The organism is Paramicrobacterium humi (assembly GCF_900105715.1).
Classification (GTDB): Bacteria; Actinomycetota; Actinomycetes; order Actinomycetales; family Microbacteriaceae; genus Paramicrobacterium; species Paramicrobacterium humi.
In genome coordinates, this window is the sequence record NZ_FNRY01000001.1 from 907690 (window position 1) to 932845 (window position 25156).

The 25156-nt window shown below is 68.3% G+C and carries 22 protein-coding genes; 16 read left to right on the forward strand and 6 right to left on the reverse strand.

Translation table 11 applies throughout. The features are described from left to right. Positions 1 to 5: 5 nt before the first annotated feature. A complete protein-coding gene (locus BLV49_RS04620; RefSeq protein ID WP_091180492.1) occupies positions 6 to 1070 on the reverse strand; it encodes a LacI family DNA-binding transcriptional regulator in 1065 nt (354 codons plus the stop codon). A gap of 115 nt (positions 1071 to 1185) precedes the next feature. Between BLV49_RS04620 and BLV49_RS04625 the strand changes: the two genes are divergently transcribed. The 15 genes from BLV49_RS04625 to BLV49_RS04695 all read left to right on the forward strand — a co-directional run bounded on the left by BLV49_RS04625 (position 1186) and on the right by BLV49_RS04695 (position 18497). Continuing rightward, entirely contained in the window at positions 1186 to 2400 is a 1215-nt protein-coding gene (locus tag BLV49_RS04625) for an MFS transporter (RefSeq protein ID WP_091180495.1), read from the forward strand. A 154-nt stretch (positions 2401 to 2554) separates the two neighbouring features. After that, entirely contained in the window at positions 2555 to 3796 is a 1242-nt protein-coding gene (locus tag BLV49_RS04630; protein WP_091180498.1) for a globin domain-containing protein, read from the forward strand. Between the two features lie 67 nt (positions 3797 to 3863). Continuing rightward, on the forward strand, positions 3864 to 4559 hold the full coding sequence (gene nucS / locus BLV49_RS04635; RefSeq protein ID WP_091180501.1) for an endonuclease NucS: 696 nt from the start codon (positions 3864 to 3866) through the stop codon (positions 4557 to 4559). 79 nt (positions 4560 to 4638) lie between these two features. Further along, the gene (locus BLV49_RS04640) at positions 4639 to 5346 is read left to right on the forward strand and encodes an HAD hydrolase-like protein (protein ID WP_091180504.1); all 708 of its coding nucleotides are present in this window, start codon (positions 4639 to 4641) and stop codon (positions 5344 to 5346) included. 40 nt (positions 5347 to 5386) lie between these two features. After that, positions 5387 to 6688, forward strand: a complete 1302-nt coding sequence (locus BLV49_RS04645; protein ID WP_091180508.1) for a coiled-coil domain-containing protein — start codon at positions 5387 to 5389, stop codon at positions 6686 to 6688. Between the two features lie 66 nt (positions 6689 to 6754). Then, positions 6755 to 7702: a DsbA family protein gene (locus BLV49_RS04650; RefSeq protein WP_091180512.1), complete on the forward strand. Its 948-nt coding sequence runs from the start codon at positions 6755 to 6757 to the stop codon at positions 7700 to 7702. A gap of 100 nt (positions 7703 to 7802) precedes the next feature. Further along, positions 7803 to 8729 (forward strand): DsbA family protein, encoded by a 927-nt coding sequence (locus tag BLV49_RS04655; RefSeq protein ID WP_143033954.1) that lies wholly within the window; start codon positions 7803 to 7805, stop codon positions 8727 to 8729. Between the two features lie 43 nt (positions 8730 to 8772). After that, complete coding sequence (locus BLV49_RS04660) at positions 8773 to 9117, forward strand: DUF488 domain-containing protein (protein ID WP_091180519.1); 345 nt, start codon at positions 8773 to 8775, stop codon at positions 9115 to 9117. Between the two features lie 15 nt (positions 9118 to 9132). Beyond that, complete coding sequence (locus BLV49_RS04665; protein ID WP_091180525.1) at positions 9133 to 9525, forward strand: VOC family protein; 393 nt, start codon at positions 9133 to 9135, stop codon at positions 9523 to 9525. 97 nt (positions 9526 to 9622) lie between these two features. Next, positions 9623 to 10270 (forward strand): NAD(P)-dependent oxidoreductase, encoded by a 648-nt coding sequence (locus tag BLV49_RS04670; protein WP_091180528.1) that lies wholly within the window; start codon positions 9623 to 9625, stop codon positions 10268 to 10270. 84 nt (positions 10271 to 10354) lie between these two features. Next, the gene (locus BLV49_RS04675; RefSeq protein WP_091180532.1) at positions 10355 to 10957 is read left to right on the forward strand and encodes a PadR family transcriptional regulator; all 603 of its coding nucleotides are present in this window, start codon (positions 10355 to 10357) and stop codon (positions 10955 to 10957) included. Beyond that, positions 10954 to 11679, forward strand: coding sequence for an ABC transporter ATP-binding protein (locus BLV49_RS04680; protein WP_091180535.1), 726 nt, complete (start codon positions 10954 to 10956; stop codon positions 11677 to 11679). Before BLV49_RS04675 ends, BLV49_RS04680 begins: the two co-directional genes overlap by 4 nt. After that, positions 11676 to 14546, forward strand: coding sequence for an FtsX-like permease family protein (locus tag BLV49_RS04685; protein ID WP_091180540.1), 2871 nt, complete (start codon positions 11676 to 11678; stop codon positions 14544 to 14546). The genes BLV49_RS04680 and BLV49_RS04685 overlap by 4 nt, the downstream gene beginning before the upstream one ends. A 4-nt stretch (positions 14547 to 14550) precedes the next feature. Beyond that, the gene (locus tag BLV49_RS04690; protein WP_091180542.1) at positions 14551 to 17421 is read left to right on the forward strand and encodes an FtsX-like permease family protein; all 2871 of its coding nucleotides are present in this window, start codon (positions 14551 to 14553) and stop codon (positions 17419 to 17421) included. A gap of 62 nt (positions 17422 to 17483) precedes the next feature. Further along, positions 17484 to 18497 carry a DUF2804 domain-containing protein gene (locus BLV49_RS04695; protein WP_091180546.1) on the forward strand — a complete coding sequence of 338 codons (1014 nt, stop codon included), beginning with the start codon at positions 17484 to 17486 and terminating at the stop codon, positions 18495 to 18497. Between the two features lies 1 nt (position 18498). Here the strand turns inward: BLV49_RS04695 and BLV49_RS04700 are convergent, their stop codons facing one another. Together BLV49_RS04700 and BLV49_RS04705 are read right to left on the reverse strand one after the other, a co-directional pair. Continuing rightward, positions 18499 to 19275 (reverse strand): putative protein N(5)-glutamine methyltransferase, encoded by a 777-nt coding sequence (locus BLV49_RS04700; RefSeq protein WP_091180549.1) that lies wholly within the window; start codon positions 19273 to 19275, stop codon positions 18499 to 18501. After that, positions 19272 to 20312 (reverse strand): alpha/beta hydrolase, encoded by a 1041-nt coding sequence (locus BLV49_RS04705; RefSeq protein WP_091180554.1) that lies wholly within the window; start codon positions 20310 to 20312, stop codon positions 19272 to 19274. Before BLV49_RS04705 ends, BLV49_RS04700 begins: the two co-directional genes overlap by 4 nt. A 104-nt stretch (positions 20313 to 20416) precedes the next feature. Here BLV49_RS04705 and BLV49_RS04710 point away from each other — a divergent pair, with 104 nt between their 5' ends. Then, the gene (locus BLV49_RS04710) at positions 20417 to 22090 is read left to right on the forward strand and encodes a glycoside hydrolase family 13 protein (protein WP_091180556.1); all 1674 of its coding nucleotides are present in this window, start codon (positions 20417 to 20419) and stop codon (positions 22088 to 22090) included. Here BLV49_RS04710 and putP read toward each other — a convergent pair. The 3 genes from putP to BLV49_RS04725 all read right to left on the reverse strand — a co-directional run bounded on the left by putP (position 22087) and on the right by BLV49_RS04725 (position 25120). Beyond that, complete coding sequence (gene putP / locus BLV49_RS04715; protein ID WP_091180562.1) at positions 22087 to 23646, reverse strand: sodium/proline symporter PutP; 1560 nt, start codon at positions 23644 to 23646, stop codon at positions 22087 to 22089. The two genes, BLV49_RS04710 and putP, sit on opposite strands and share 4 nt — an antisense overlap. 209 nt (positions 23647 to 23855) lie before the next feature. After that, positions 23856 to 24521 (reverse strand): DUF4166 domain-containing protein, encoded by a 666-nt coding sequence (locus tag BLV49_RS04720; RefSeq protein WP_091180565.1) that lies wholly within the window; start codon positions 24519 to 24521, stop codon positions 23856 to 23858. Beyond that, entirely contained in the window at positions 24518 to 25120 is a 603-nt protein-coding gene (locus BLV49_RS04725) for an SRPBCC family protein (RefSeq protein ID WP_091180569.1), read from the reverse strand. The genes BLV49_RS04720 and BLV49_RS04725 overlap by 4 nt, the downstream gene beginning before the upstream one ends. Between the last annotated feature and the right edge of the window lie 36 nt (positions 25121 to 25156).

Here is a 25156-nt window from a genome sequence, read left to right on the forward strand (position 1 = left end):
CCGGCTCACGCCCGCGGCGGCGCCGTCGTCTCGCCGGCGATGAACCGCACCTCGAACGAGGTCGACTCCGCGCGCTCCCCCTCGAGCATCGCGATGACGGCACGGCCGGCCGCCGTCCCCTTTGCCTGCGCGGGCTGCGCGACGGTCGTGAGGCGAGGCGCGAGGTTGTCGACGCGGATGCCGTCGAAGCCGACCACGCTCACGTCGCGCGGCACCTCGAGCCCGAGCGATTCCGCGGCAGCGATGACTCCCGCGGCGATGAGGTCACTCTGCGCGATGATCGCCGTGGGGCGCTCGTCGGCGGGAACGTCGAGCAGCGCGCGGGCCGCGTGCTTGCCGGCATCCACTCGGCTGGCGCCCGCGACCCAGCCCGTGAGATTCGGGTAGACCTCGCGCGCTCCCGCGAGGCGCGCCTTCGCGGGAGCGACGCTCAGCGCCTCGAGCTCCGGCGTGAGGGGCACGGGACGCGTGGGCCGCGTGATGCCGAGGGTGACGACCGCGACGCGCTCGTGCCCGAGATCCCGCAAGTGCTGCGCGAGAAGGCGGGAGCCGCCGCGATTGTCGACGCTGATCACGGGGTTGTCGCCGACATCGTCCGACTCGATCGCCACGACGGGGACGCAGCGCCGACGCAGCACGTCGATCGTCTGCGCGAGGTCGCCGTGCCAGCCCATGAGCACGACCGCGTCGACGGGAGCGTCCACAATGGTCACTTGGCTTGATCCCTCGTCCTGTTCGCTCATGAGCAGCAGGCCGGCGCCGATTCCGCTCAGCTCCTCAGCGAGCCCGTCGAGCGTCTGGATGAGAACGGGGTCTCGAAAGGAGACGCCGATGCGCGAGGCGAGCACGGCTCCGACGATGCCGCTGCGTCCCTTGCGCAGTCCCGCGGCCCGGGGGTCCGGGCCGGCATAGCCCAGGTCGGATGCCGCCTGCAGCACCTTCTGCTTTGTGGCATCCGACACCGGCCCCTGCCCGCTGAACGCGATGGAGGCCGTCGACGGAGACACCCCCGCCCGCGACGCGACGTCGGCGAGGGTCGGACGGCCGTCGGGGAGGGGGTTCCGCGGCATGACTGTCTCCTGCTCGATCAGTGTCGATACGCTTGACGCTCTGCGATCGTCTCGGCTAGCTTAGGCTGGATTCCCTTGATCGAATCGATTCGATCCCCGTTCTCGAGAGACGACCGTGACCCACACCATCGCCCGCGGGCAGCTCATCGCCTGGCGCAACGCCATCTTCGTCGTATTCACGCTCTCGGGGCTCAGCGTCGCGACCTGGGCGGCTCGCGTGCCCACGATCAAGGCCAACCTCGACATCACGACGGGAGCGGTCGGACTGCTCGTCATGTGCATGTCGGTGTGCTCGGTGATCGGCTTGATCCTCTCCCCCATCATGCTCGCGCGCTTCGGCGCCCGACGCAGCATGGTGACGTCTCTGAGCTTCGTCGCCGCGGGCCTGACGCTCATCGGGCTCGGCGCCGCCGTCTTCTACACGCCCGCGCTCGTGGGGATCGGCCTCGGCCTATTCGGATTCGGGAACGGCAGCGTCGACGTGACCATGAACGTCGAGGCCGCCGCGAGCGAGAAGGCGCTCGGCAAGACGATAATGCCGCTCATGCACGCGTGCTTCAGCGGCGGCACCGTCGTCGGCGCGGGCATCGCCGCCCTGGCCGAGCTGCTTGACGTTCCTCTGATCTGGCACGCGCTCGGCATGGCGGTGCTCATCGTCGCCGCGGCCGTGGCCGCCGTGCGGTACGTCCCCGTGCGCGAGGAGCTCGAGGACGAGGCCGCCTCGCACGAGAACTGGCGCTCTCGCCTTCGCGCGAATCTCGCCGTGTGGAAGGACCTGCGGCTGCTGGCGATCGGCGTCATCATCCTCGGAATGGCGTTCGCCGAGGGAAGCGCGAACGACTGGGTCGCTCTCGCCGTCGTCGACGGGCACAGCCTCACGGAGTCGACGGGAGCCACGGTGCTCGCGGTCTTCCTCACGGCGATGACGGCCGGCCGCGTGGTCGGCGGTCCGTTCCTCGACCGGTTCGGCCGTGTTCCCGTGCTCGTTGCGTGCTCGGTGTCTGCCGTTCTCGGCTTGTTCCTGTTCATCATCGCCCCCGGACTGCCGATGCTCATCGTCGGAGCGATCCTCTGGGGACTCGGCGCCTCCCTCGGCTTCCCCGTGGGCATGTCGGCTGCGGCAGACGCGCCGCGCAACGCGGCCGCTCGCGTGAGCGCCGTCGCGATCATCGGCTACTGCGCGTTCCTGGTCGGACCGCCCCTCATCGGCCTTCTCGCCGACCACATCAGCCTGCTCAATGCCCTGTTCGTTGTGCTCGCGCTCATTGCCTTCGCCGGCATCGCCTCTCCCGCCGCGCGCGAGCGTGCGAAGCAGCACGCCGTGAACTGACGCGATTAAACACGGCGTGACCCCCGCTCAGGGGTGACCCGCGACCTATACTTCTACAACGTGTAGAACTTCTACGTTGTGTAGAAGTCGACGTGAGCCGGCGAGCGCCGTCCGTTCCAGGGCCTCTCGCCGGCGGGGGAGAACAAGGAACACCGTGATTTCAGCATCCGCTACCGCCATCGTCCGAGACACGCTGCCTGCCATCAGCGCGGCCATCGGCGACATCACACCGATCTTCTACCAGCGCATGTTCGCTGCCCACCCGGAGCTGGAACAGGATCTCTTCAATCGGGGCAATCAGGCCCAGGGCGGGCAGCAGAAGGCGCTGGCCGGAGCGATAGGCGCCTACGCGACCCTGCTCGTGCGCGACGACGCCCCGAGCATCGACGCCATGCTGAACCGCATCGCGAACAAGCACGCGTCGCTCGGCATCGCCCCGGAGCAGTACTCGATCGTCCACCAGCACTTGTTCGAGGCGATCGGCATCGTGCTCGGCGACGCCGCGACGCACGAGGTCGTGGACGCCTGGTCGGAGGTCTACTGGGACATGGCCGCCGTGCTTGTCGGCCGCGAGACCGCGCTGTATGCCCGATTCGGGGTCGAACCGGACGACGTGTGGCGCGAGCTGCGCGTGCGAAGCCGCCGCCAGGAGTCGCCCGACACCGTCTCGTTCGAGGTGGCGAATGCCGATGGCAGCCCGCTTCCCGAGGCGCTGCCCGGGCAGTACATCTCGGTGCAGGTGGCGCTGCCCGACGGCGCTCGACAGATCCGGCAGTACAGCCTCACCCGCACGCAGAGCAATCGCGCGTGGGGCTTCACGGTCAAGGCCGAGCCGGCGCGGGAGGCGCGCGGCATCCCTGCCGGCCAGGTTTCGAACCACCTGCACCGCACCCTCTTCGAGGGCGACGGGCTGCGCTGCTCGCTCCCCTACGGGGACCTCGTCCTCGACGAGGGAACGGGCCCGCTGGTTCTGATCTCGGCCGGCATCGGCTGCACGCCCATCATCGGAATGCTCAACCACCTCGCGAGCCGACAGAGCCCGCGTGAGATCACCGTGCTGCACGCCGACCAGTCGATGGCCCGCCACGCGCACCGCGCAGAGCTCGCCGACCTCGTGACCGAGCTGCCGAACGCCCTGCTCATGCACTGGTACGAGGACCTGGCGTCGCATCCGGAGACGGAGGCCGTGTTCGAGGGGCTCATCAACCTCGATCGGGTCGCTCTCGCCCCGGACGCGCAGGTCTACCTGTGTGGTCCGGCGCCGTTCATGAAGGCGGTCCGCGCCAAGCTCGAGGAGCTCGGTGTCGACGACGCCAATGTTCACTACGAGGTGTTCGGGCCGGATGCCTGGCTCCCGGCCCACGCGCCCCGCGAGCTCGTCGGCTCGGGAGCCTGATTCCGGCGGGTCCGACGGCAGGCCTCTCGCCGTCGGTTCCTTCGCGCGCGCCAGGTACACTCGCAGGGTGCGATTGGTGATTGCGAAGTGCTCGGTTGACTATGCGGGTCGGTTGACCTCTCACCTTCCGCTGGCCACGCGACTGCTCATGATCAAGAGCGACGGCAGCCTTCTCGTGCACTCCGACGGCGGAAGCTACAAGCCGCTCAACTGGATGAGCCCCCCGTGCACCCTCTCGGTCGCCGACCCCGATGACGAGCAGCGCGAGTTCGGCGTCGCTCAGCTGTGGAAGGTGACGCACAGCAAGACGAGCGACCAGCTCGTCGTCTCCATCCATGAAGTACTGCATGACTCCGCGCACGAGCTCGGCATCGACCCCGGTCTGCAGAAGGACGGCGTGGAGGCCCACCTGCAGAAGCTGCTCGCCGAGCAGATCAACCTGCTCGGCGAGGGCCACACCCTCGTGCGCCGCGAGTATATGACGGCCATTGGACCGGTCGATATTCTCGCTCGGGATGCCGCTGGCGCCTCCGTCGCCGTCGAGCTCAAGCGTCGTGGCGACATCGACGGCGTTGAGCAGCTCACCCGATATCTCGAGCTCATGAACCGCGACCCGCTGCTCGCTCCGGTCAGCGGCGTCTTCGCCGCCCAGGAGATCAAGCCGCAGGCGCGCACGCTCGCGGAGGATCGCGGCATCCGCTGCCTGGTTCTCGACTACGACGCCATGCGCGGCATGGACCTGATCGACGGCCGCCTGTTCTGAGCCGCCTTGCCCCACCTTCGGGTCAGGTTCGATCGTTATGAGAGCGCGCTCAGGGGAAGTGATCTAGCATAGGCGGGTCATGACTATTGAATCCCCCTCCCTCGCGGACGCGGCAACGGCCGCCCCGCAGATCACCCGTACGTGGTCGTGCATTCTCTTTGACCTCGACGGCACTATCACCGACTCCGCCCCCGGAATCGTCAACCGCATCTTCCGCACTCTCGAGAAGGTCGGCCGCCCCGCCGCCACCGAGGACGAGCTCCTCGGCTGGGTCGGCCCGCCCATGCTCGAGTCTCTCGAGAACTACGGCTTCACCCCCGACGAAGCCGTCGACGCGCTGGGCGTCTACCGCTCGATCTCCGAGGCCGAGGGCCCGTGGGCCGGCTCGGCCGTCTACCCGGGCCTCGCCGGTCTCATCGCGCGCATCAAGGCCGCCGGAGTCCCTGTGGCTGTCGCCAGCAGCAAGCCCGAGTACCAGGTGACGAAGGTTCTCTCGCACTTCGGCCTCATCGACTGCTTCGACGTCGTCTGCGGCGCAAGCGCCGACGAGAGCGTGAGCGAGAAGGCCGATGTCATCGCGCTCGCCCTGAAGCGCCTGCAGCAGAAGGGCGTCGACACGTCGCACAGCGTGTACATCGGAGACCGCTCTTACGACGTCGAGGGCGCGACGGCCCACGGCATCCCCTCGATCATCGTCGAATGGGGCTACGGCTCCCCCGCCGAGGCCGAGGGCGCCATGGCGATCGTGCACTCCGTCGACACTCTCGGGGAGCTGCTGCTCGGCTGACTCCACTGCAACGCCAAGGCGAGTTTCCTACACTCGTCACATGGCAGGTCTGTGGTGGGTGCCCTCGCTCGTCGTCTTCGGCACAGCGACTGTGATCGCCGTCGCGATCACCCTTGCCGTGAAGGCGAGCAGGCGTCGCGCGATCGCTGCGGGACGCATCGTAGATCCGCGCCCCGAGAGCCTGGATCAGCTCGAGATCCGGGCGGGCCAAGCGCTCGTGAGCGCCGACGAGTCCGTTCGGCGCGGCGCGCAAGAGCTCGACTTCGCGGTCGCCCAGTTTGGTGACGATGCAACGCGCCAGTTCGCGGCGACCCTCGAATCGGCTCGCACGACGCTGCGCGAGGCGTTCCGGCTGCGGCAACGGCTGAGCGACGAAGTGCCCGACACGGACGGCGAACGCCGCAGGTGGTCGGAGCGGATCCTCGAACTGTGTGAGCAGACCCGCAATGAGCTGGACGCGACGACATCCACTTTCGACGATCGCCGAGCCGCCGAACGCGCTGCCCCCGACCGACTCCGCACGCTCACCGAGCGACTCGAGCGCGTGAAGGCCCGACTGCGGGATGCCGCCGAGCTGCGCGAGCGCCTCGGCCACGAGTACGCGCCCGAGGCCTTCGCCGACCAGGCGGACGCCGTCGCGACGGCAAAGGCTCAGCTGCTGATCGCAGAGGGCCAAGTCGGTCACGCTGCGGCGGCGACGGACTCCGCCGTTCCTGCCGTGCCCTCTATCGAAGCGGCCGAGCAGGCGGTCGGCGCGGCCGCCGACGCGCTCACGGCCCTCGAGCATTCGGCGGAGCGGCTGCGAGCCGCCGACGACGAGCTGGTCCAGATCCGCGAGCGCGCGCGACGGCACGCCGACGACGCCGCCCGCGTGCGCGACGCCAGCGAGCTGCCCGCCACCGCTCGAGAGATCGGCGAGGCAGTTGAGGCCCTCCGCACAGTGCTCGACGCGGAGGCGAGCCACACAGGGCTGCGCAATCCATTGGCCGCCATCGAGCGTGTGCGCACCGCGGATGATCGACTCGACGAGGCCCTCGCGACAGCGCGCACTCAGCAGCAGCGCATCGACAACGCCCGCGAGGCGCTCACGGGAGCGCTCTTCATGGCGCGCAGCCATCTCGAGACCGCGCGCGAGCTCATCACCGCGAACCGCCAGCGCGTCGGGGCCGACGCCCGCACGCGCCTTGCGGAGGCGGAGCGGCAGCTTGCCCTCGCCGAAGCGGAGTCCGATCCCGTCGCTGCTCTCGATGCCGCCCGGCGGGCCGCTCGCGTGGCCCAGGACGCCGACGCGCTCGCCCGCTATGACGTGGGACCGCGCACCGCACCCATCGCCCGCCGCTGAGCAGTCCCCATAGTCGCAGCGACTACACTTCGTGCGAGACCACGAGCAAAGGAACTGCGCCCCCGCATGACGATCGACAAGAAGGAACTCGCCGGCCTGACCAAGAAGGAACGGCGGGAGCTGCAGCGAGAGATGACCCGCATCAAGCGGGAGGCGGAGCGCAAGCGGCGCAAGCGCAACAAGATCCTCGGCATCTCGGGACTCGTCCTTCTCGTCGTCGCCCTCCTCGCGGCGATCGCGCTCGTCGTGTGGACGAACCTGCGGATCGCGCATGAAGGCCCGAAGAACATGTTGAGCGACGGCCTCGTGCTCACGGGCGACGGCCAGTCCGTCACTCCGGTCTCCACGGCGGCTCGTCAGTGGGGCCAGGCCCCCGTTCCCACTCCCGCACCCGCGAAGGGAGTCGTCGACCTGACGCTGTACGTCGACTACGGCAGCACGGATGCCGCGAGTTTCGACACCGCCAACATGCAGCAGCTTCAGCAGTGGCTCACGTACGGTTACATCCAGCTCGAGGTGCACCCGATCGCCCTCGACGGCTACGACGCGAAGACAGACAACTACTCGAGCCTCGCCGCGAACGCGGCGGCCTGCGTGGCCGACGTCGCCCCGTCGAGCTTCCTCGCCGCGAACACGGCACTGCTCGACGCGAACCCGGCCGTCACCGACAAGCCGATCGACGCCGCAGGCGTCATCACCGCTCTCACCCCCGCACTCGGCGGAGCAAACACCGACGTGTCGAAGTGCGTGACCGACGGCCGCTTCGACGACTGGGTCGCCGACGCCTCCCAGAAGGCCGCGAACGGTCCCCTCCCGGGCACGAAGGTCGACGCGGTCGCCACAGCGCCGCTCGTCCTCGTCAACGGCGAGAAGTTCACGGGAGACATCACAAAGCCCACCGACCTGATCACTTTCATCTCGCAGATGCTCAGCTCGGACGAGTCGACGGGAACCGACGCGAGCAGCCCGACGCCGAGCGCGACCCCCGCCCCCACCGAGACGCCCGTGAAATAGGGGTATGGGCCGCGACTTCTCACAGCCCTCACACATGAGAAGGCAAACGGCCTGGCGTAGGGTCGAAAAGTCCCCTTCCCCGCTTCGACCAGGATGAGCCGTGAGCCCGAAACCCAGCAGTCCCAGCCCCGCCGGAGGTTCAAAGAACCAGCGCAAACAGCGCATTCGCGAGATCGCGAAGCAGGAGAGGGAACGTCAGGAGCGGCACCAGCGACGAGTGCGCTGGGCGTGGCAGGGCGGAATCGCAGCTGTCGTCGTGGCGGCCGTCGTCGTGATCGTGCTCATCATCGTGACGTCGTCGAAGCCGACCGAGACGACAGCGGGTCCGCAGAACATGCTCAGCGACGGTGTTCTGATCGCGGGCGACTCCGGTCAGCCCAGCGTCGTGACGACTCCGGCGCTCAAGGCAGGCGATGATCCCGTCGCAACGGACGTGAGCAAGTACCCTGACGCGGTGCACGTCGCGGTCTACCTCGATTACATGTGCCCGTACTGCGGCCAGTTCGAGACCGCGAACGGCGACCAGCTGACGCAGATGGCCGCGCAGGGCACGATCACCCTCGAGGTGCACCCCATCTCGTTCCTCGACCGTCTCTCGAACGGCACAAAGTATTCGACGCGCGCGGCGAACGCGGCGGCCTGCGTGGCTAACTACGAGCCCGACAGCTTCCTCGCCGTGAACTCGGCATTCTTCATGAACCAGCCGGAGGAGAATACGTCAGGGCTCAGTGACGATGAACTGTGGACGCTCATCCAGGGAGCGGGCGTGACGAACGAGAAGGTGAAGAGCTGCATCGACAACGGCACGTTCAGCTCGTGGGTCTCGCAGGCCACCGACCGCGCCATGAAGCAGGACCTGCCGAACATGGCGACGCCCGCCCCGCTCTCGGGCACGCCGACCGTGCTCATCGACGGCGAGCTCTACGGCGGCAGCATCACCGACCCCGCGGCACTCTCGAGCGCCATCCAGCAGGCATACGAGTCGGCGGGCCAGTCGCCTGAGCCGACCGCCACGAGCACGAAGTAGCGACCTCTGGCGAGTGCCCATGGCCGGGCGTAGACTCCCGGCCATGGGCATCGAGATCAAGCGCGTGTACGACGACGCTGCCCCGGGCGACGGCTTTCGGGTTCTCGTTGATCGCATCTGGCCGCGCGGCGTGGCAAAGGACGACGCTCATGCCGATGCGTGGCTCAAGGACGTCGCACCGAGCACGGAGCTGCGCAAGTGGTTCGGCCACGATCCGGAGCGCATGGACGAGTTCGCCTCACGGTATCGGGCCGAGCTCGACGCGAACGACGCCGTCGACGAGTTGCGCGATCTCGCCCGCACGCACAAGACGCTCACCCTCCTGTTCAGCGCCAAGGACCCCGAGCGCAACCAGGCGCGCGTCCTTCGCGACTACCTCGAGGGCTGACGAGAGGAGCACAGCATGTTCGGTCAGACGCCCGCATTCAGCGGATTCTCCGTTGACGACCTGGATGCCGCAGAGGCGTTCTACGGCAACACTCTCGGCTTGTCGCACGATCGCGACGAGCGCGGCGTTCGCCTCCACTTCTTCGGCGGCGGCACCGCGTTCATCTATGCGAAGCCCGACCATGTGCCGGCGACCTTCACGGTGCTCAATTTCGCCGTGCGCGACGTCGCGCCCGCTGTAGCGATTCTGAACGAACGGGGTGTCACGACGAAGATCTACGGCGATGACGAGTTTCCCGGGATGACAACGGACGCCGACGGCATCATGAGCGACGAGAACGGCGAACCGTTCATCGCGTGGTTCCGCGACCCCGCGGGCAACGTGCTCTCCGTGGTGCGCGCGGAGTAGCAGCGGTTCCGGGCCCGCCTCGGGGAACAACTCTCGTCCCGGCGCGGTTGGTGACAGTGGCGCGCACTTCGCCGCCCTGATCGCTGGAGGAACCCTTATGTCGCACGTCGTCGTCTTCGGAGCAACCGGATATGCGGGAGGGCACATCACCGATGAGCTGCTCTCTCGCGGCCACACGGTCACGGGCGTCGCGCGCGATACGAGCGCGCTCGCGAATCGGGAGGGGCTCACGGCTCGACAGGGCAGCGTTCACGACGCGGAGTTCGTTCGCGATGTGAGCACGGGCGCCGACGTGCTGATCGTCGCTCTTCGCGCGGCGGAGCAGAACGGCGAGAAGCTGCTCGACGCCATGCCGAGCGTCGCCGCAGCGGCATCCGCTCAGGGCGCCCGTCTCGGGCTCGTCGGCGGCGCCGGCAGCCTCTTCGTGAGCGACGACGGCCCGCTGCTGGTCGAGACGCCCGAGTTCCCCGAGGTCGCGAAGAACGAGTCGCTGTCGCACAAGAAGGTGCTCGACTACCTGCGGTCGGGCAAGACCGACGTCGACTGGTTCTACGTGAGCCCCGCTGGCGACTTCGGCTCCTGGGTTCCCGGGGAGCGCACGGGGTCGTTCCGCGTCGGCGACGACGTGCTGCTGAGCGACGCCGACGGAAAGTCGTACATCTCGGGCGCCGATCTCGCTATCGCGTTCGCCGACGAGATCGAGGAGCCCACGCACAACCGCGCCCGGTTCACCGTCGCCTACTGAAACACGCGGAAAGGACTCCTCCCATTTAGTCGCTCGGTATGCATATACTTCTGCATACCGAGTACGCAATAGGTGGGGGAATCAATGAGCGTCAAGCAGAGCCTTCTGGCGATCCTGGATCAGGGGCCCGCCTACGGCTACCAGTTGAAGGCCGAGTTCGACCGGCGAACAGGCTCGACCTGGCCGCTCAACGTCGGCCAGACCTACTCGACGCTCGAGCGCCTCGAGCGTGACGGCCTCGTGATCAAGAGCGAGACGGATGCCGAAGGGCACCAGTACTACGAGATCACCGAGGCCGGTCACGCCGAGGTCGCCGGCTGGCTGTCCTCCCCGGTGGAGCGCAACCCGTCGACGCGCGACGAGCTTGCCGTCAAACTGGCCCTCGCGGCGACCCTTCCGGGCGTCGACATCACTCAGGTCGTGCAGGTGCAGCGCCGCGCGTCGCTCGCGAACCTGCAGTCCCTCACCCGCACCAAATACAACGGCGGCGACGCCGACGGCCCCGAAGAGCTCGCCTGGCAGCTCGTCGTCGACAACCTCATCTTCCAGGCCGAGGCCGAGGTGCGCTGGCTCGATCACGTCGAGACGCGGCTCAAGCGTCACGCCAACCGGGTCATGCCGGTTGCCGCCGAGCGGCCGCGCCGCGGCAGACCCGTCTCCACTCCCGCAGAGGGGGCGGCGCGATGAGCGCCGAACTGCTGCGCCTCGACGGGGTGTCGCAGCACTACGGCAAGGGCGCCACCTCGGTCACCGCTCTCGCCGGTGTCGACCTCACCGTGAGCGAGGGCGAGCTCGTCGCCGTCATGGGCGCCTCCGGCTCGGGCAAGTCGACGCTTCTCGCCGTCGCGGGAGGGCTCAGCACGCCGACCGCCGGCGAGGTCATCGTCGAGGGCACGTACTTGAGCGAGGCGAAGCCCGCGACCATCGCGACACTGCGCCGCCGAACGCTCGGCTTCGTCTTCCAGGACTTCAACCTCATCCCCACGCTCACCGCGCGCGAGAACGTCTCGCTCCCCCTCGAGCTCGACGGCTGGAAGCCCCGCAAGGCGAAGTCCGCCGCCGACGCCGCCCTCGCGAGCGTCGAACTCACCGACCGCGCAGACCATTTCCCCGACGATCTCTCGGGCGGCCAGCAGCAGCGCGTCGCGATCGCCCGCGCCGTGGTCGGGCCACGCAAGCTCATCCTCGCCGACGAGCCGACCGGCGCCCTCGACTCCGAGACCGGCGACGTCGTGCTCCGGATGCTGCGCGGCCGCGTCGACGCGGGAGCGGGCGGCATCCTCGTCACCCACGACGCGCGCCACGCCGCCTGGGCGGACCGCATCGTGTTCTTGCGCGACGGCCGCATCGTCGACGAGTCGACCGTCACCCCGATCGAGTCTCTGCTCACCGGAACCGTCGAGCGATGAACCGCCACGGCACGGGCGCGACGGAGCGCCCGCGCTACAAGCGCGGCGGTCCCGACCGCGAGCAGAACCGGCTGCGGCGCTCCCTCGCCGAATGGCGGCTCGCGCTGCGCATCGCCCGCCGCTCCGTGTGGCGCTCACGCGGCACCAGCCTGATCGTCGTGATCATGGTGCTGCTCCCGGTGGCGGGCTTCTCCGCCGCGGCCGTCATCGGGCAGAGCACCTTCCCGACGCCGCAGGAGAAGATCGCCGCCGAACTCGGCCAGAACGAGGCGAAGCTCTACACCGACATCGGTCCGAATCCGCATGCCTCTCAGAATCGCTTTGACCCCCATGACATCAACTCACCATCGTTAGGTTCCACGCCGAGTACGCCGCTCGATGAGGACGGTGTGCGGGCTCTGTTTCCCGCGGGCACGGAAATGTTCGTCGTCCGCAACAGCGATGTTCGGGCCGAGACCTCGCACGGAGTTGCGAGCTTTCCAGTTACTGTCGGCGCTCTCTGGGATGACGCGTTCACAGGGCGCACAAACATCATCGAGGGCCGTGCTCCGTCCACCGGTTCAGAGGTCCTTGTCACGTCCGCCGCGCTCGAGCATCTGGGTGCGCACGTTGGCGACAGCGTAACCATCGTGAGCCCGAGCCAGGCGGATCTCACGATCACTGGCGTTCTCCGAGATGCACAGAATGCGGATGCTGTCGAACGGATCTACCTGCCGGAGGGCGATTTCGCCTCAACTCTGAGTACGCGCCTCGACGGCTACTTTCTGCCCAACACTGTTGTGGACATGGGCGACCTCGCGCGACTCAACCATGCCGGGGTCACGGTGCTTTCTCGCGACATCCTCTCCCACGCCACGTCCCTAGAACTCGCAGGAGCATCGAGTCCCTTTCAACCGTTCGGTGTTCTCATAGCGATGGCAGCCGTATTCGCGATCTTTGAGATCGTCTTGCTCGCGGGCGCTGCCTTCGCCGTGGGTGCGCGCAAGCAGCAACGCGCACTTGCGACGCTCGCAAGCGTTGGCGGAAGCAAGCGAGTCATGCGGCGAATCGTTCTTTCGCAGGGAATCGTGCTCGGAGGCATCGGCGGAATCGTTGGAGTCGTCATCGGTGTTCCGACCGCGGCCGTGGTCATGGCCATCACGAGCGACGGTAGCGCCACGCTGTACTGGGGCTTTCACGCACAACCGCTTGTGCTCGGAGCCATCATTGCCCTCGCCGTAATCGTGGGGTTGACGTCAGCCGTTATTCCGGCTCGTGCAGCCGCTAAGTTCGATGTGCTTGCCGCTTTACGCGGGAGTCGAAGGGCGGCTGCACCATCGCGAGCGGCTCCGCGCTTCGGTCTGGCGTTCATGATCTTAGGCATCGTCTCCACGATCGGTTCGGCCATATCCATCCGCAATCTCGAGTGGGACGCGCATCCAGCACTCACGGATGTGCTGCTCAGCGCCATGATCGCCGGTCCGCTCATCGCTCAGATCGGTGCGATCATGTGCGGCGGCCTTGTGCTCCGCACGATTTCTCGTCTCACCTCGCACTTCAGCATCGGAGCCCGTCTAGCCTCACGGGACAGCGCTTCGAACACTCGTCGCAGTGTGCCCGCGTTCGCATCCGTTATGGTGACCGCTTTTCTCGCCATCACGGTGATTTGCATCGGTACCGTGCAGACGCAACAGCTCACTGCCCAATACGTTTATTCAACGCTTCCAGGCCAGGCAACGGTCTTCATCCCGAAAAACTTGGATAATTCAGAGCGCGTCGCCGTCGGCGATATCGAGGCCATTGTCGCGGAGGACGCGCCAATGGCAAGCGTTGCGAGATTCTACGATCCCGCTATAGAGCTTGACCCGAACACGGGCATGCCGAGCGACGGGGTACACGTGACAGCCAGCGTTCCGGTCGCACACCTCTGTCCATCCAATCCACTTTCTCCCGAATATGACGCCGGCGTGTGGGAGTCGAGTTCGGCAGCGGCTCTGGAACAACAACATCTCACGGCGACGGACGCGCGCTGCAGCGCGTCCGCGGAGCTTGTATCTCACAGTTGGAACCAGATCAGCGTGACGACTCTCGCCGGGCTGGCCATCTGGCTTGGAGGTCACGTTCCGGATGACGTTCGAAAAACCTTCGAGAGCGGCGGCGTCGTGTCTTCGGCCCCCATGTTGATCAATGACGGCCACCTCACTTTGCAGTGGTGGGCGGCCGACGAAGGGCCTTCAGGCAGCTCTTCTGAACTTCCAAGCCAGCAACCCCTCACTGAGACGACGATGCGCGCCGTCAGCGTCAAGGCGACATACCCGCTTCCCCATAGAGTGCTGATGTCCACCGAAACGGCGGAGACCCTGGGAATCTCACTCGCAGTAGGCCGCCTCGTCGCGTCACCCGGGTCCGAGGCATTCAGCCAAGCGCAAATCGACAAATTGAATGGCGACCTTGGGGCGCTGAACAGCGGCGTTTTCGTGGAGCGTGGCCCTGACCAGACCTGGCGCTACATCATTGCGATCGTCGCCCTCCTCGCTGGGGTGCTGTTTGTATGCGCGAGCGCGGTTGCAATCGGGTTGTCGCGCGCAGATGGGCGCGCCGACGATGCGACCCTGTCTGCGGTGGGAGCAACCCGCCTGTTGCGCCGGTCATTTTCGTTCTGGCAGGCGATCATCCTTGTGGGCGTGGGCACACTGATTGGCACCACTGCCGGACTGCTGATCAGCTACGGACTCCGAGTAGCAGGAGCCTTTAGCTCGGGACCCTTCACTCCACCATGGCTCGTCCTAGGCTTCGTGGCCATCGGGATGCCGGTCGCGATCGCGATCGGCAGCTGGCTCGTAGCCTCCAAGCCGACGACCCTCGCCCGTCGAGTTGCGATTGGATAGACCGTTGCCCAGACACTCTCCATCACAGCCGCGCTACAAGCGCGGCGGTCCCGACCGCGAGCAGAACCGGCTGCGGCGCTCCCTCGCCGAATGGCGGCTCGCGCTGCGCATCGCCCGCCGCTCCGTGTGGCGCTCACGCGGCACCAGCCTGATCGTCGTGATCATGGTGCTGCTCCCGGTGGCGGGCTTCTCCGCCGCGGCCGTCATCGGGCAGAGCACCTTCCCGACGCCGCAGGAGAAGATCGCCGCCGAACTCGGCCAGAACGAGGCGAAGCTCTACACCGACATCGGCACGCACTCCGGCATGGTGCAGGATCCCGTCGAACCCCGCTACTACCACTCGCCCGACGACGGTCCGGTGTCCGGGGGGCCCGGCGACCGGCTCGATGAGGCGGGCGTGCAGGCCCTGTTCCCCGGCGCGAGGCTCACAACCCTGACCACGGCCTCCGTCACCGCCGAGACCGAGAGCGGTGTCGGCCAGCTGCTGGTCGCCCTCGGTCCGCTCTGGGGCGACGACTTCGCCGGCCGCACGCACATCGTCCGCGGTGCCGCGCCGGCGCAGCCCGGCGACGTGCTCGTCAGCGAAGCTACCCTCGCCCGGCTCGGCGCCCGTGTCGGCGACACGATCACGCTCACCGACCCCGCCGAATCGCTGCACATCACGGGCGTGCTCGACGACGCCATGAGCACGGACGAGGAGGAGTGGATCTACGCGCCCGCGACGACGTTCGGCACCGCGCTCGAGACCTGGGAGACCAGCTACTACCTGCCCGACACCGTCATCACGCGCGACCAGCTCGACGGCCTCAACGACGCGGGCGTCACCGTGCTCTCGCGCAACGTGCTCGAACACGCGAGCGCCGGCGAGCTCGCGATGAGCGGCGGATTCTGGAGCCAGTTCGGCGTCATGCTCCTGCTCGCAGCGGCGTTCGCGATCTTCGAGATCGTGCTGCTGGCCGGCGCCGCCTTCGCGGTCGGGGCGCGCAAGCAGCAGCGGGCGCTCGCGACGCTCGCCAGCGTCGGCGGTGAACGGCGGATGCTGTATCGCGTCGTCACGAGCCAGGGCCTCGTTCTCGGCCTCATCGGCGGCGTCATCGGCCTCGCTCTCGGCGTGCCGGCCGCCGCGGTGTTCATGCGCGCCACGAACAACGGCAGCGCCACGCAGTACTGGGGGTTCCACGCCGAACCGGTCACGCTCGGCGCGGTCCTGCTCGTCGCCACCCTTGTCGGCCTGTGCTCCGCGATCGCCCCGGCGCGCGCCGCCGTGAAGTTCGACGTTCTCGCCGCCCTGCGCGGCAGCCGCAAGCCCGCGCAGGTCTCGGCGAAGGCCACGCGGTGGGGTCTCAGCTACCTGGTGATCGGCGTGGCGGCGACCCTGGTCGGCGCCCTCGGCCTTCGGGCGCTCAACTGGGCCGGCGCGTCCATGAGCGGCTGGGGGTTCTGGCTCAGCCTCGCCGGCGTCATCGGCGGGCCGATCGTGCTGCAGGTGGGCGTGATCATGTGCGGCGGCGCGGTGCTGCGGGTGATCGCCCGCGTCGTCTCGCGCGTGGGGCTCGGGGCGCGGCTCGCCTCTCGTGACAGCGCCGCCAACCGGGCGCGCTCCGTGCCCGCGTTCGCGGCCATCATGGTCACGGCCTTCCTCGCCGTGGTCGTCATCAACGTGACCGTGTCCACCAGCACCTCGAACGCGGCCTACCACTGGTACCAGGCCCAGCCGGGCCAGGCCGTGACCTACATCCCCACCGCCGCGCCCGACGAGGACCCGACCGATCTGGCGGCGCTCACCACGTTGGTCCGCGACGAGTTGGCCCCTGCCGCCACCGCCCGATACGACGAGCCGAAGGTGGTCTGGGATCTGGACACGGGCGAGCCGCTCTCCGGCCTGTCCGTCGTGCCGGTGTACCCACCGGCGAACATGTGCCCCACCGATCCGGGCTCGGCCGACTACGACGCCTCACTCGCCGACTCGCTCTCGAGCGCCGAGTACAACACCTACGCGCGAAAGCTCGCCGACACCGACCCGCGCTGTGACATGCCGCTGATGAACCGGGCGGGCAACGTGAACACGGTCATCATCTCCGACGCCGACGGGCTCGCGCTCTTCCTCGGGCATGCGCCGAGCAAAGCGACGCGGGACGCGTTCGCGCAGGGTGCGGCCGTCACCACGAACCCGGTGTTCCTGCTGAACCAGGAAGTCACCCTCGACTGGTGGGCGCCCGACGCCGAGCGCTGGAACCCGGACGCGGGAGCCACCCCGGAGCGCTCCCGCGCGATTCCCGCCGTGTACGCGGAGCCCACCGTGCTCGCCTCGGACCCGGTCATCATCTCGGCGGCCACGGCCCGAACCCTCGGCATCGAGACGCAGCCGCGCGCCCTCGTGGCCGCACCCGGACACGAGCCGTTCACGCAATCGCAGGTCGACGCCCTCAATGAGCGTCTCACCGCGCTGGGCACGAACGTGCAGGTCGAGAACGGCCCCCAGCCGACGTGGCTGTACATCATCCTCGCGGTGCTGCTGATCGCCGGCGCCCTGTTCGTGGGCGCCAGCGCGGTCGCGATCGGCCTGTCACGCGCCGACGGCCGCGCCGACGACGCGACCCTCGCCGCCGTCGGGGCGACCCGGTCGCTGCGCCGCGCCTTCGCGTTCTGGCAGGCGGTGGTGCTCGTCGGCGTGGGAACCGTGACGGGCACGATCGCGGGGCTGATCACCACGTACGGCATCTCGCTCATCGACACGAGCGGGTACGTCGCCTTCGACCCGCCGTGGATCGCGCTCGGGGCGCTCGTGATCGGGATGCCGCTGGCCATCGCCATCGGCAGCTGGCTCGTCGCGTCCAAGCCCACGACCCTCGCGCGCCGTGTCGCGATCGGGTAGGTGATGCCGCGACGCCCTGCGGCACGCTACGATCGGCTCACCCCCGAACACGGAGGACGCCGATGCCCCCACATCTGCACGAGCGCGAGATCACCGAGCCCGTGTCGCTGACGCGGCCAAACGGGCGCCTCAATCCCGAAGCGGTCGGCTGGGCACGTCAGCCTCTGCTTGACACGAGCGGCATCGGCGGCGCGCGGTTCTGGGGCCGCAACAAGCGGTGGGAGTACTGGAACGTCATCACCCCCACCCACATCCTCGCGCTGACCGTCTCATCGCTGGACTATGCCGGCGTGCACGAGGTGTGGGTGCTCGACCGGCGCAGCCACGAGGCGCGTTCGGCGAACGCGGTCACGCCGTTCGCGGGCGGTGTCATGCTGCCGGGCTCCCTTGGCGAGGGCACGGCGCGTGCGACGGCGAAGAACCTCGCGATCGAGATCAGCGAGGAACCCGATGGCACTCGTGTCCGGGCCGAGATCGACGGGCTCCGCTTTGACGTGGCAGTCGCGCTTCCCTCAGGCCATGAGAGGCTCGGCGTCGTCGTGCCGTGGAGCGACCGGCTGTTCCAGTACACGGTGAAGGACGTCGCCCGACCGGCGTCCGGAATGCTGTGGATCGACGGCGTCGAGTTCCCCCTCCGCGACGGCGACTGCTGGGCCGTGCTCGATCACGGCCGCGGTCGCTGGCCGTACGACGTGCGCTGGAACTGGGGCGCCGGCTCCGGCGAGAGCAACGGGCACGTGCTCGGCATCCAGATCGGCGGTCAGTGGACCGACGGCACGGGCTCGACCGAGAACGCGTTTCTCGTCGACGGTCGACTGCACAAGATCAGTGAGGAGCTGCGCTGGGAGTTCGACGCCGCGCACTACCTCGCGCCGTGGCGTATCTCGGGCGAGAGCATCGAGCTCACCCTCGAACCGTTCTACGACAAGATCTCGCGCACCGACCTCGGGATCCTCAGCTCGAGCACGCACCAGTGCTTTGGTCGCTACTCGGGCTGGTTCCGCGATGACCGCGGCACGAGAATCGAGTTCCATGACCTCGTCGGCTGGGCCGAAGACGTGCGCAACCGCTGGTGACTCAGCCGCGCACGCCGATCACGACGGTCGACTCGAGCTCGTCGTCGACGACGGTGCTGGCGGAGAGTTCGGCGCCCTGAAGCGCCGCGAGAGCGGCATCCGCCTGGCTCTCGTTGATCTCGCTCAGGATGCTGCCGCCCGGCGCGAGCCAGCCGGGCGCCGCCGCGACCAGCCGGCGGAACACGGCGAGGCCGTCGCTTCCGCCGTCGTGCGTGATCGCGGGCTCGTGCTCGCGCGCCTCGGCGGGCATGAGCCGGAGCTCGGCCGAGGGGACGTAGGGCACGTTGGCGACGAGCACGTCGACGCGGCCGCGCAGGCGTGCGGGCAGCGCGTCGAACAGGTCGCCCTCGAACACGGCGCCGTGTCCCGCGAGATTCTCCCGTGCACACGCGACGGCGACCGGATCGAGGTCCGCGGCATACGACTCGATGTCCGGATGCCGCTCGGCGAGCACGCGCGCGATCGCACCGGAGCCGCAGCACACGTCGACGACGACTGATCCGGGCGAGCACAGCCGCGCCGCCTGCTCGACGAGCGCGCCCGTGCGCCGGCGCGGGATGAAGACGCCGGGCGCCACGCGGACGCGCAGTCCGCAGAACTCGGCCCAGCCGACGATGTGCTCGGGGGCTTCGCCGGCGATCCGCCGCGCCACCATCGTCCCGAGCTCCTCGTCACCGGCGGCGGCGGCGTCGAGGAACAGCGCCGCCTCGTCCTCCGCGAACACGCAGCCCGCTGCCCGCAGGCGGCTCGCCAGCTGGGCGGCATCCTTCGCTGTCATTTCTGGGCCGTCACCGCGCCGAGGAACTGGATCGTCTTGTCGTAGGTGGCGCGGGCGTCCGTGAGGTCGAGGTGGAACTGGTACTCGTGCGGCAGGGCCGGCTCGTGGTCGGCTGCGAAGAACTCCTCGGTCACATCCACGCCCTCGTCGCGGAGGGTCTGCGACATGGGCAGCGACTGGATCCAGGTCAGGCCGTCGCCGTTGCCGCCCGAGATGAACGTCGCGGGGAAGTCCTCGGTGACCCACTCCATCGTCGACATGAGGGAACCTGCGGCGAGCTGCGACCATGCCTTCGTACCGGTGTAGCCCCACAGCGCGATCTTGAGTCCCGCGGCGTCGAAGCCGGTGAGGTCGGCCATCGCGTCCATGTCGTAGACGCCGCAGTGCAGGATCACGGCGTCGAGCTGGTCCGGTGCGAGACCGGGCGTGATGCCCGTGAAGTGCGCGTAATGCGGATTCGTGACGAGCACGGCGAGCTGGCTCGCGAGCTGCGCGCCCGCGGAATCGCCCGCGAGCACGATGCGGTCGGCGTCGACGCCCAGCTCGGCGGCGTGATCGGAGATGTAGCCGAGAGCCGTGTTGAGCTGCTCGAACGCCGTCGGGTACGTGCCCTCGGGCCCGAGCGTGTAGTTCAGGCCGATCGCAGCGTAGCCGTCGTTCGCGATCATCTCGAGGTACGGCTGCACGTTCGCGGCGCTGCCCGAGATCCACGAGCCGCCATGAATCCACACGACGGCCGGCAGCGGCTGGCCCGCGCCGGTCGGGCGATACAGATCGAGAGTCTCGTCGGAGCTGTCGGTCGCGTACGGCACGTCACGCGTTCTCTCGATGTCGAGTGTCGGCTGGTGGTCGCGCATCTCGTCGGCGATGCCCGCCGCACCCCGGTCGAAGGCCGCGCGCATGAGCAGCACCGACGGCCACGGGCTCGCCGAGAAGACGAGGCCGATCGCGGCGAGCACGGCGCCGGCCGCGAGCAGGAGCTGCCGAACGGCGTACCGGCTTCGGGGCTCCGGCTCGCGGACAGCGCGTGAGGTCATTCGGCGAGCTTAACGTCTCGCGGTGGGCGCGTCGAAGCCTGCCGTGCGGGTTGCGCTTCGCGCGGTCTTGCGCAATCACGGCGAGTGCGGCACGGTCGAGGTGCATGCTCGATCGATGGGAGAACGCCGTGTCCGCTGACGCATCCGATACCGACAAGCCGATTCCGGGCCGGGACTGGTGGCGCCAGGCGGTCGTGTACCAGGTGTACCCGCGCAGCTTCAACGACAGCAACGGGGACGGCGAAGGCGACCTGCAGGGCATCATCTCGCGGGTCCCCTACCTCAAGAGACTGGGGGTGGATGCCGTCTGGCTGAGTCCGCACTATCCCTCTCCGCTCGCCGACGGCGGCTACGACGTCGCCGACTACCGTGACGTGGATCCGCGCTTCGGAACGCTCGACGACTTCGACGAGCTCGTCGCCGCGCTGCACGCCTCCGGGATGCGCATCGTTGTCGACATCGTGCCGAACCACAGCTCGAGCGAGCACCCGTGGTTCAGGGAGGCGCTCGCGTCCGAGCCGGGCTCGGCGGCGCGCGCCCGCTACATCTTCCGCGACGGCACAGGGGAGAACGGCGACGAGCCGCCGTCCGACTGGCGCTCCCACTTCGGCGGCAGCGCCTGGCAGCGCGTGCCCGACGGGCAGTGGTACCTGCACTTGTTCGCGAAGGAGCAGCCCGACTTCGACTGGAGCAATCGCGAGGTGCGCGAGGACTTCCACCGCACGCTCCGGTTCTGGTCCGACCGAGGCGTCGACGGCTTCCGGGTCGATGTCGCGCACGGACTCGCGAAAGACCTCAGTGAGCCGCTGCGCAGTCAGACGACGCTCGACAAGGGACTGCCGCTCGACGGCAGCGACCCGCTGTATGATCGCGACGAAGTGCACGAGATCTTCGAGGGCTGGCGCCGCGTGCTCAATGAGTACGACCCGCCGCGGTCTGCCGTGGCGGAGGCGTGGGTTCCCGCGGAGCGGCGCGTACTCTACGCGCGTCCGAGCGAGCTCGGCCAAGCGTTCAACTTCGACCTCCTCACCGCCCCGTGGGGAGCTGAGGAGTTCCGCATGACGATCGCGAAGAACCTGGCCGAGGCCGAGACCTCGGGGGCGTCGAGCACGTGGGTGCTCTCGAACCACGATGTCGTGCGGCATCCGAGCCGGTATGGGCTGCCGGCCGGAACCGACCTCGACCGCTGGAAGATGGCCGACGGCGCCGATCCTGCCGTCGACGTCGCGCAGGGCCTGCGTCGTGCCCGCGCGGCGACCCTGCTCATGCTCGCCCTTCCCGGCTCGGCCTACCTCTACAACGGTGAGGAGCTCGGTCTGTTCGAGGTTCCCGATCTGCCGGCCGACGCCCTGCAGGACCCGATCTGGGAGCGCACGGGGCACGAGCGAAAAGGACGAGACGGATGCCGCGTCCCGCTGCCCTGGGACTCAGACGCGCACGCGTTCGGCTTCTCGACGGGAACACCGTGGCTGCCGCAGCCGCCGTGGTTCGCGGAGTACGCCGCGTCGGGTGAGGAAGGCTCCGAGGGTTCGACGCTTGAGTTCTACCGGCACGCCATCGCGGCGAGACGGAGCCTTCAGCGCGGGGAGTCGCTGGAGTGGCTCGACGCGCCTCGACGCGACGTTCTGCATTTCGCGCGCCACGACGGCTGGCATGTCATCGCCAACTTCGGCGACGAGCCGGTCGCTCTGAGCGGCCGGGTGCTCGTCGCGAGCGGCGCCGTCTCGGCCGACGCTGAGGTGCCGGCCGAGACGACGGTGTGGATCCGGCCCGCCTAGCGTTCCGCGGCGTCCACCTCGGGAGCGCGGTAGTTCGGCAGTGAGATCTCGGCGGTGCGCGTGAACTCCTCCTCGATGTCCCCGTTCCGCCTGAACGTGAACAGGCTCACGACGATAGCGACGACGAGGTTGGCCACGAAGCCCGGGATGATCTCGTACGTCTGCGCGACCCACGACTCCGCACCGAAGATATCGGCCCCGAATTGGCCCCACACGTAGGCGACGACGGCACCGGTGATGAGACCGGCGAGTGCGCCCCAGTTGCTGAGCTTCTTCCAGAACAGCGACAGAAGGATGATCGGCCCGAACGACGCGCCGAAGCCCGCCCACGCGAAGCCCACGAGGTCGAGGATGCTCTGCGACGGGTTGATCGCGAGAAGCACGGCGATGATGGCGACCACCAGAACGCCGAGACGACCGAGCGTCACATACGTCTTGTCCTTCAGCCGCGCGACGCCTCCCGTCTTCTCCGCGATGATCTTGAAGAGGTCTTCGACAAGCGCCGACGAGGTGACGACGAGCTGCGATGAGATCGTCGACATGATCGCAGCGAGAACTGCGGCGAGCACGAGTCCGGCGATGAACGGGTGGAAGAGGATCTGCGCGAGGTCGAGAAAGACGGTCTCGCCGCTCTTGGCATCCGTCGGCGATCCGCCGTTGTTGTGGTAGTACGCGATGCCGATGAGCGCCGTGGCGATCGAGCCCAGAACGGTGAGGACCATCCAGCCGATGCCGATGCGGCGGCCCGCCTTCGCCTCCTGCGGCGTGCGCAGGGCCATGAAGCGCACGATGATGTGCGGCTGGCCGAAGTAGCCGAGGCCCCACGCCGCCGCCGAGATGATGCCGAGGACCGTTCCGCCCGAGACGAGGCTCAGGAGGTTCGGGTCGACCTCGTTTATCGCGCTGACGGTCGCGGCCGGTCCGCCGGCGTTGATCACGGCGACGATGGGAACGGCAATGAGCGCCGCGAGCATGAGGATGCCCTGCGCGACGTCGGTGAGGGTCGCGCCGAGGAAGCCGCCGAAGAGCGTATAGATCATCGTGATCACGGCGACGATGAGCATGCCCCAGAGGTAGTTGATGCCGAAGCTCGACTCGAAGAACTTGCCGGCGGCGACCATGCCGCTCGAGACGTAGAACGTGAAGAAGACGAGGATGATGATCCCGCAGACGATGCGAAGCGCGCGGGAGCGGTCACGCAGCCGGTGCTCGAGGAAGCTCGGGATGGTGATGGAGTTGCCGGCGACCTCGGTGTACGCACGCAGGCGAGGTGCGACGAACTTCCAGTTGAGCCAGGCACCGATCGTGAGTCCGATCGCGATCCACGCCTCGACGAGTCCCGAGATGTAGATGGCGCCGGGGAGGCCCATGAGGAGCCATCCGGACATGTCTGATGCTCCGGCGCTGAGCGCCGCGACGCCGGGTCTGAGGCCGCGGCCCGCGAGCATGTAGTCGTCGAGATTGTCCTTCGTGCGCCGATATGCGAACCATCCAATGGTGAGCATTCCCGCGAAGTACAGCACGATGGCGATGGTCTGGAATGTCTGGTCGGACATGAATCTCCTCGCAATCATCCTCACGACTCTGTGAGGGTTCCTTCCACTATGGCAGAGGCCCTTGGCAAGGTTGACCCTCGAACGGGTGAGTCGTTTCCGCCGCGAGGCCTCAGCAAGCCAAGCGCATTTCGCACGCGCCCGCAAACCCGTTCCGTGCGAGAGGCGCGTCGAATCGCTCATATGCGCCGAGCGGCATGCAGCGGTTCGCACTACATGCGGTGCTCGTGGCGCACGGGTTTGAGCCGGTCCGGGGCGTCGGCGGCATCCGAGAACTCGCACGTGAAGGTTCCCTCGTAGCCGAAGAGGAAACCGAAGACGCGGTTGCTCACGCGCAGCGAGATGCGGTACCGGTCCGCTTCGTCATCGAACCGCTCGCGTAAGCTCGCGTAGCCGCTGAAGAGCATGGGGAACCGGAACGCGATCGGGCCCTCGTAGAAGCGCTGCGGGCCGGATTCCAGGCGCAGTCCGCCGTCGGCGTCCACGGCGAGCTCGAGGTCGACCGCGAGGTGCTGGTGCGTGCCGAGGTAGTCGAGCACGCCGCGCGCGCCGAGCACCATCGTGGCGTCGAAGCGCGTCGGCCGCCGACCGGCGCGATACTCCCGCACGAAGGTGACGGTCTCGCGGCCGAGCGGGTCGCGGTACGGATAGTTCTCGACCGTGAACGGAACGTCGACCCCCGTGACGGGCGTGAGGATGTTGCGCAGCCGGCCGAACTGCAGGAACGGCACCGTCCACCACGGCCCGCGCGTGATCGTGAGGGTGCCGCGCCCCACGCACGCATAGCCGCTCGAGAGGCCGACGCCGAAGCGCTTCTGCATCATCGGATGCAGGCGGGTGAAGTCGGCGCCCAGTGCGCGTTCGAAGATCGAGGTCACGGCGCCTCCAGCGTGTCGAGGGTGGCGGGGGCTTTGCTCAGCGCGTGTCCTGCGCGGGGCTGCCGGCGACACCGGGAGGCTCGGGGCCGGTCTGCGCGCCAGACGGCGAGAACGGAGAACAGGGAGGCCGGCTCCGCGCCGGTCTCCGCCCAGATGCGCAGCCGATCGAAGCTCCACGCCGTCATCCAGCCGAGCAGCCGCCGCATGACGAGGCGGTCGAGGACGCGACCCCAGCCCGGCTCGTAGTCATAGCCGGTGACGAAGAGCGTTCCCTCGGCCGTCGGCACGTAGCGCCAGTACCCTCTGCCGTCGCCGAGGGGCGAGAGCCGGTCGCGGGTCGTGAATCGCAAGGCAGACGTGCGGATGCCGTCACGCGAGGTCTTCTCGCCGATCGACGTGCCCGTCCCGACGATCGTGTGGAACGGCAGGGTGCGCTCGTAGCGGAAGCGATAGCCGCCGCCGGCGAGATCCTCAAAAGGCGTGATCGCGCTGAAGCGGAGATCCCACCGCACGTGCAGCTTGGGGTCCTGCGTGAGCTGCCAGAGCCTGTCGATATCGGCGCGCACGAGCGTCTCGACGTAGATCCCCCGCGCGGCCATGCTCCCAGTCTGGAGCACGGCCGCGCGAGAACGGCG

Excerpts from the sequence above, each read along its gene's own strand:
- BLV49_RS04640 (WP_091180504.1), top strand. The coding sequence starts at position 4,639 with ATGACTATTGAATCCCCCTCCCTCGCGGACGCGGCAACGGCCGCCCCG.
- BLV49_RS04620 (WP_091180492.1), bottom strand. The coding sequence starts at position 1,070 with ATGCCGCGGAACCCCCTCCCCGACGGCCGTCCGACCCTCGCCGACGTC.
- BLV49_RS04675 (WP_091180532.1), top strand. The coding sequence starts at position 10,355 with ATGAGCGTCAAGCAGAGCCTTCTGGCGATCCTGGATCAGGGGCCCGCC.
- BLV49_RS04660 (WP_091180519.1), top strand. The coding sequence starts at position 8,773 with ATGGGCATCGAGATCAAGCGCGTGTACGACGACGCTGCCCCGGGCGAC.
- BLV49_RS04645 (WP_091180508.1), top strand. The coding sequence starts at position 5,387 with ATGGCAGGTCTGTGGTGGGTGCCCTCGCTCGTCGTCTTCGGCACAGCG.
- putP (WP_091180562.1), bottom strand. The coding sequence starts at position 23,646 with ATGTCCGACCAGACATTCCAGACCATCGCCATCGTGCTGTACTTCGCG.
- BLV49_RS04665 (WP_091180525.1), top strand. The coding sequence starts at position 9,133 with ATGTTCGGTCAGACGCCCGCATTCAGCGGATTCTCCGTTGACGACCTG.
- BLV49_RS04685 (WP_091180540.1), top strand. The coding sequence starts at position 11,676 with ATGAACCGCCACGGCACGGGCGCGACGGAGCGCCCGCGCTACAAGCGC.
- BLV49_RS04700 (WP_091180549.1), bottom strand. The coding sequence starts at position 19,275 with ATGACAGCGAAGGATGCCGCCCAGCTGGCGAGCCGCCTGCGGGCAGCG.
- BLV49_RS04725 (WP_091180569.1), bottom strand. The coding sequence starts at position 25,120 with ATGGCCGCGCGGGGGATCTACGTCGAGACGCTCGTGCGCGCCGATATC.
- BLV49_RS04650 (WP_091180512.1), top strand. The coding sequence starts at position 6,755 with ATGACGATCGACAAGAAGGAACTCGCCGGCCTGACCAAGAAGGAACGG.
- BLV49_RS04710 (WP_091180556.1), top strand. The coding sequence starts at position 20,417 with ATGCTCGATCGATGGGAGAACGCCGTGTCCGCTGACGCATCCGATACC.
- BLV49_RS04680 (WP_091180535.1), top strand. The coding sequence starts at position 10,954 with ATGAGCGCCGAACTGCTGCGCCTCGACGGGGTGTCGCAGCACTACGGC.
- BLV49_RS04705 (WP_091180554.1), bottom strand. The coding sequence starts at position 20,312 with ATGACCTCACGCGCTGTCCGCGAGCCGGAGCCCCGAAGCCGGTACGCC.
- BLV49_RS04670 (WP_091180528.1), top strand. The coding sequence starts at position 9,623 with ATGTCGCACGTCGTCGTCTTCGGAGCAACCGGATATGCGGGAGGGCAC.
- BLV49_RS04695 (WP_091180546.1), top strand. The coding sequence starts at position 17,484 with ATGCCCCCACATCTGCACGAGCGCGAGATCACCGAGCCCGTGTCGCTG.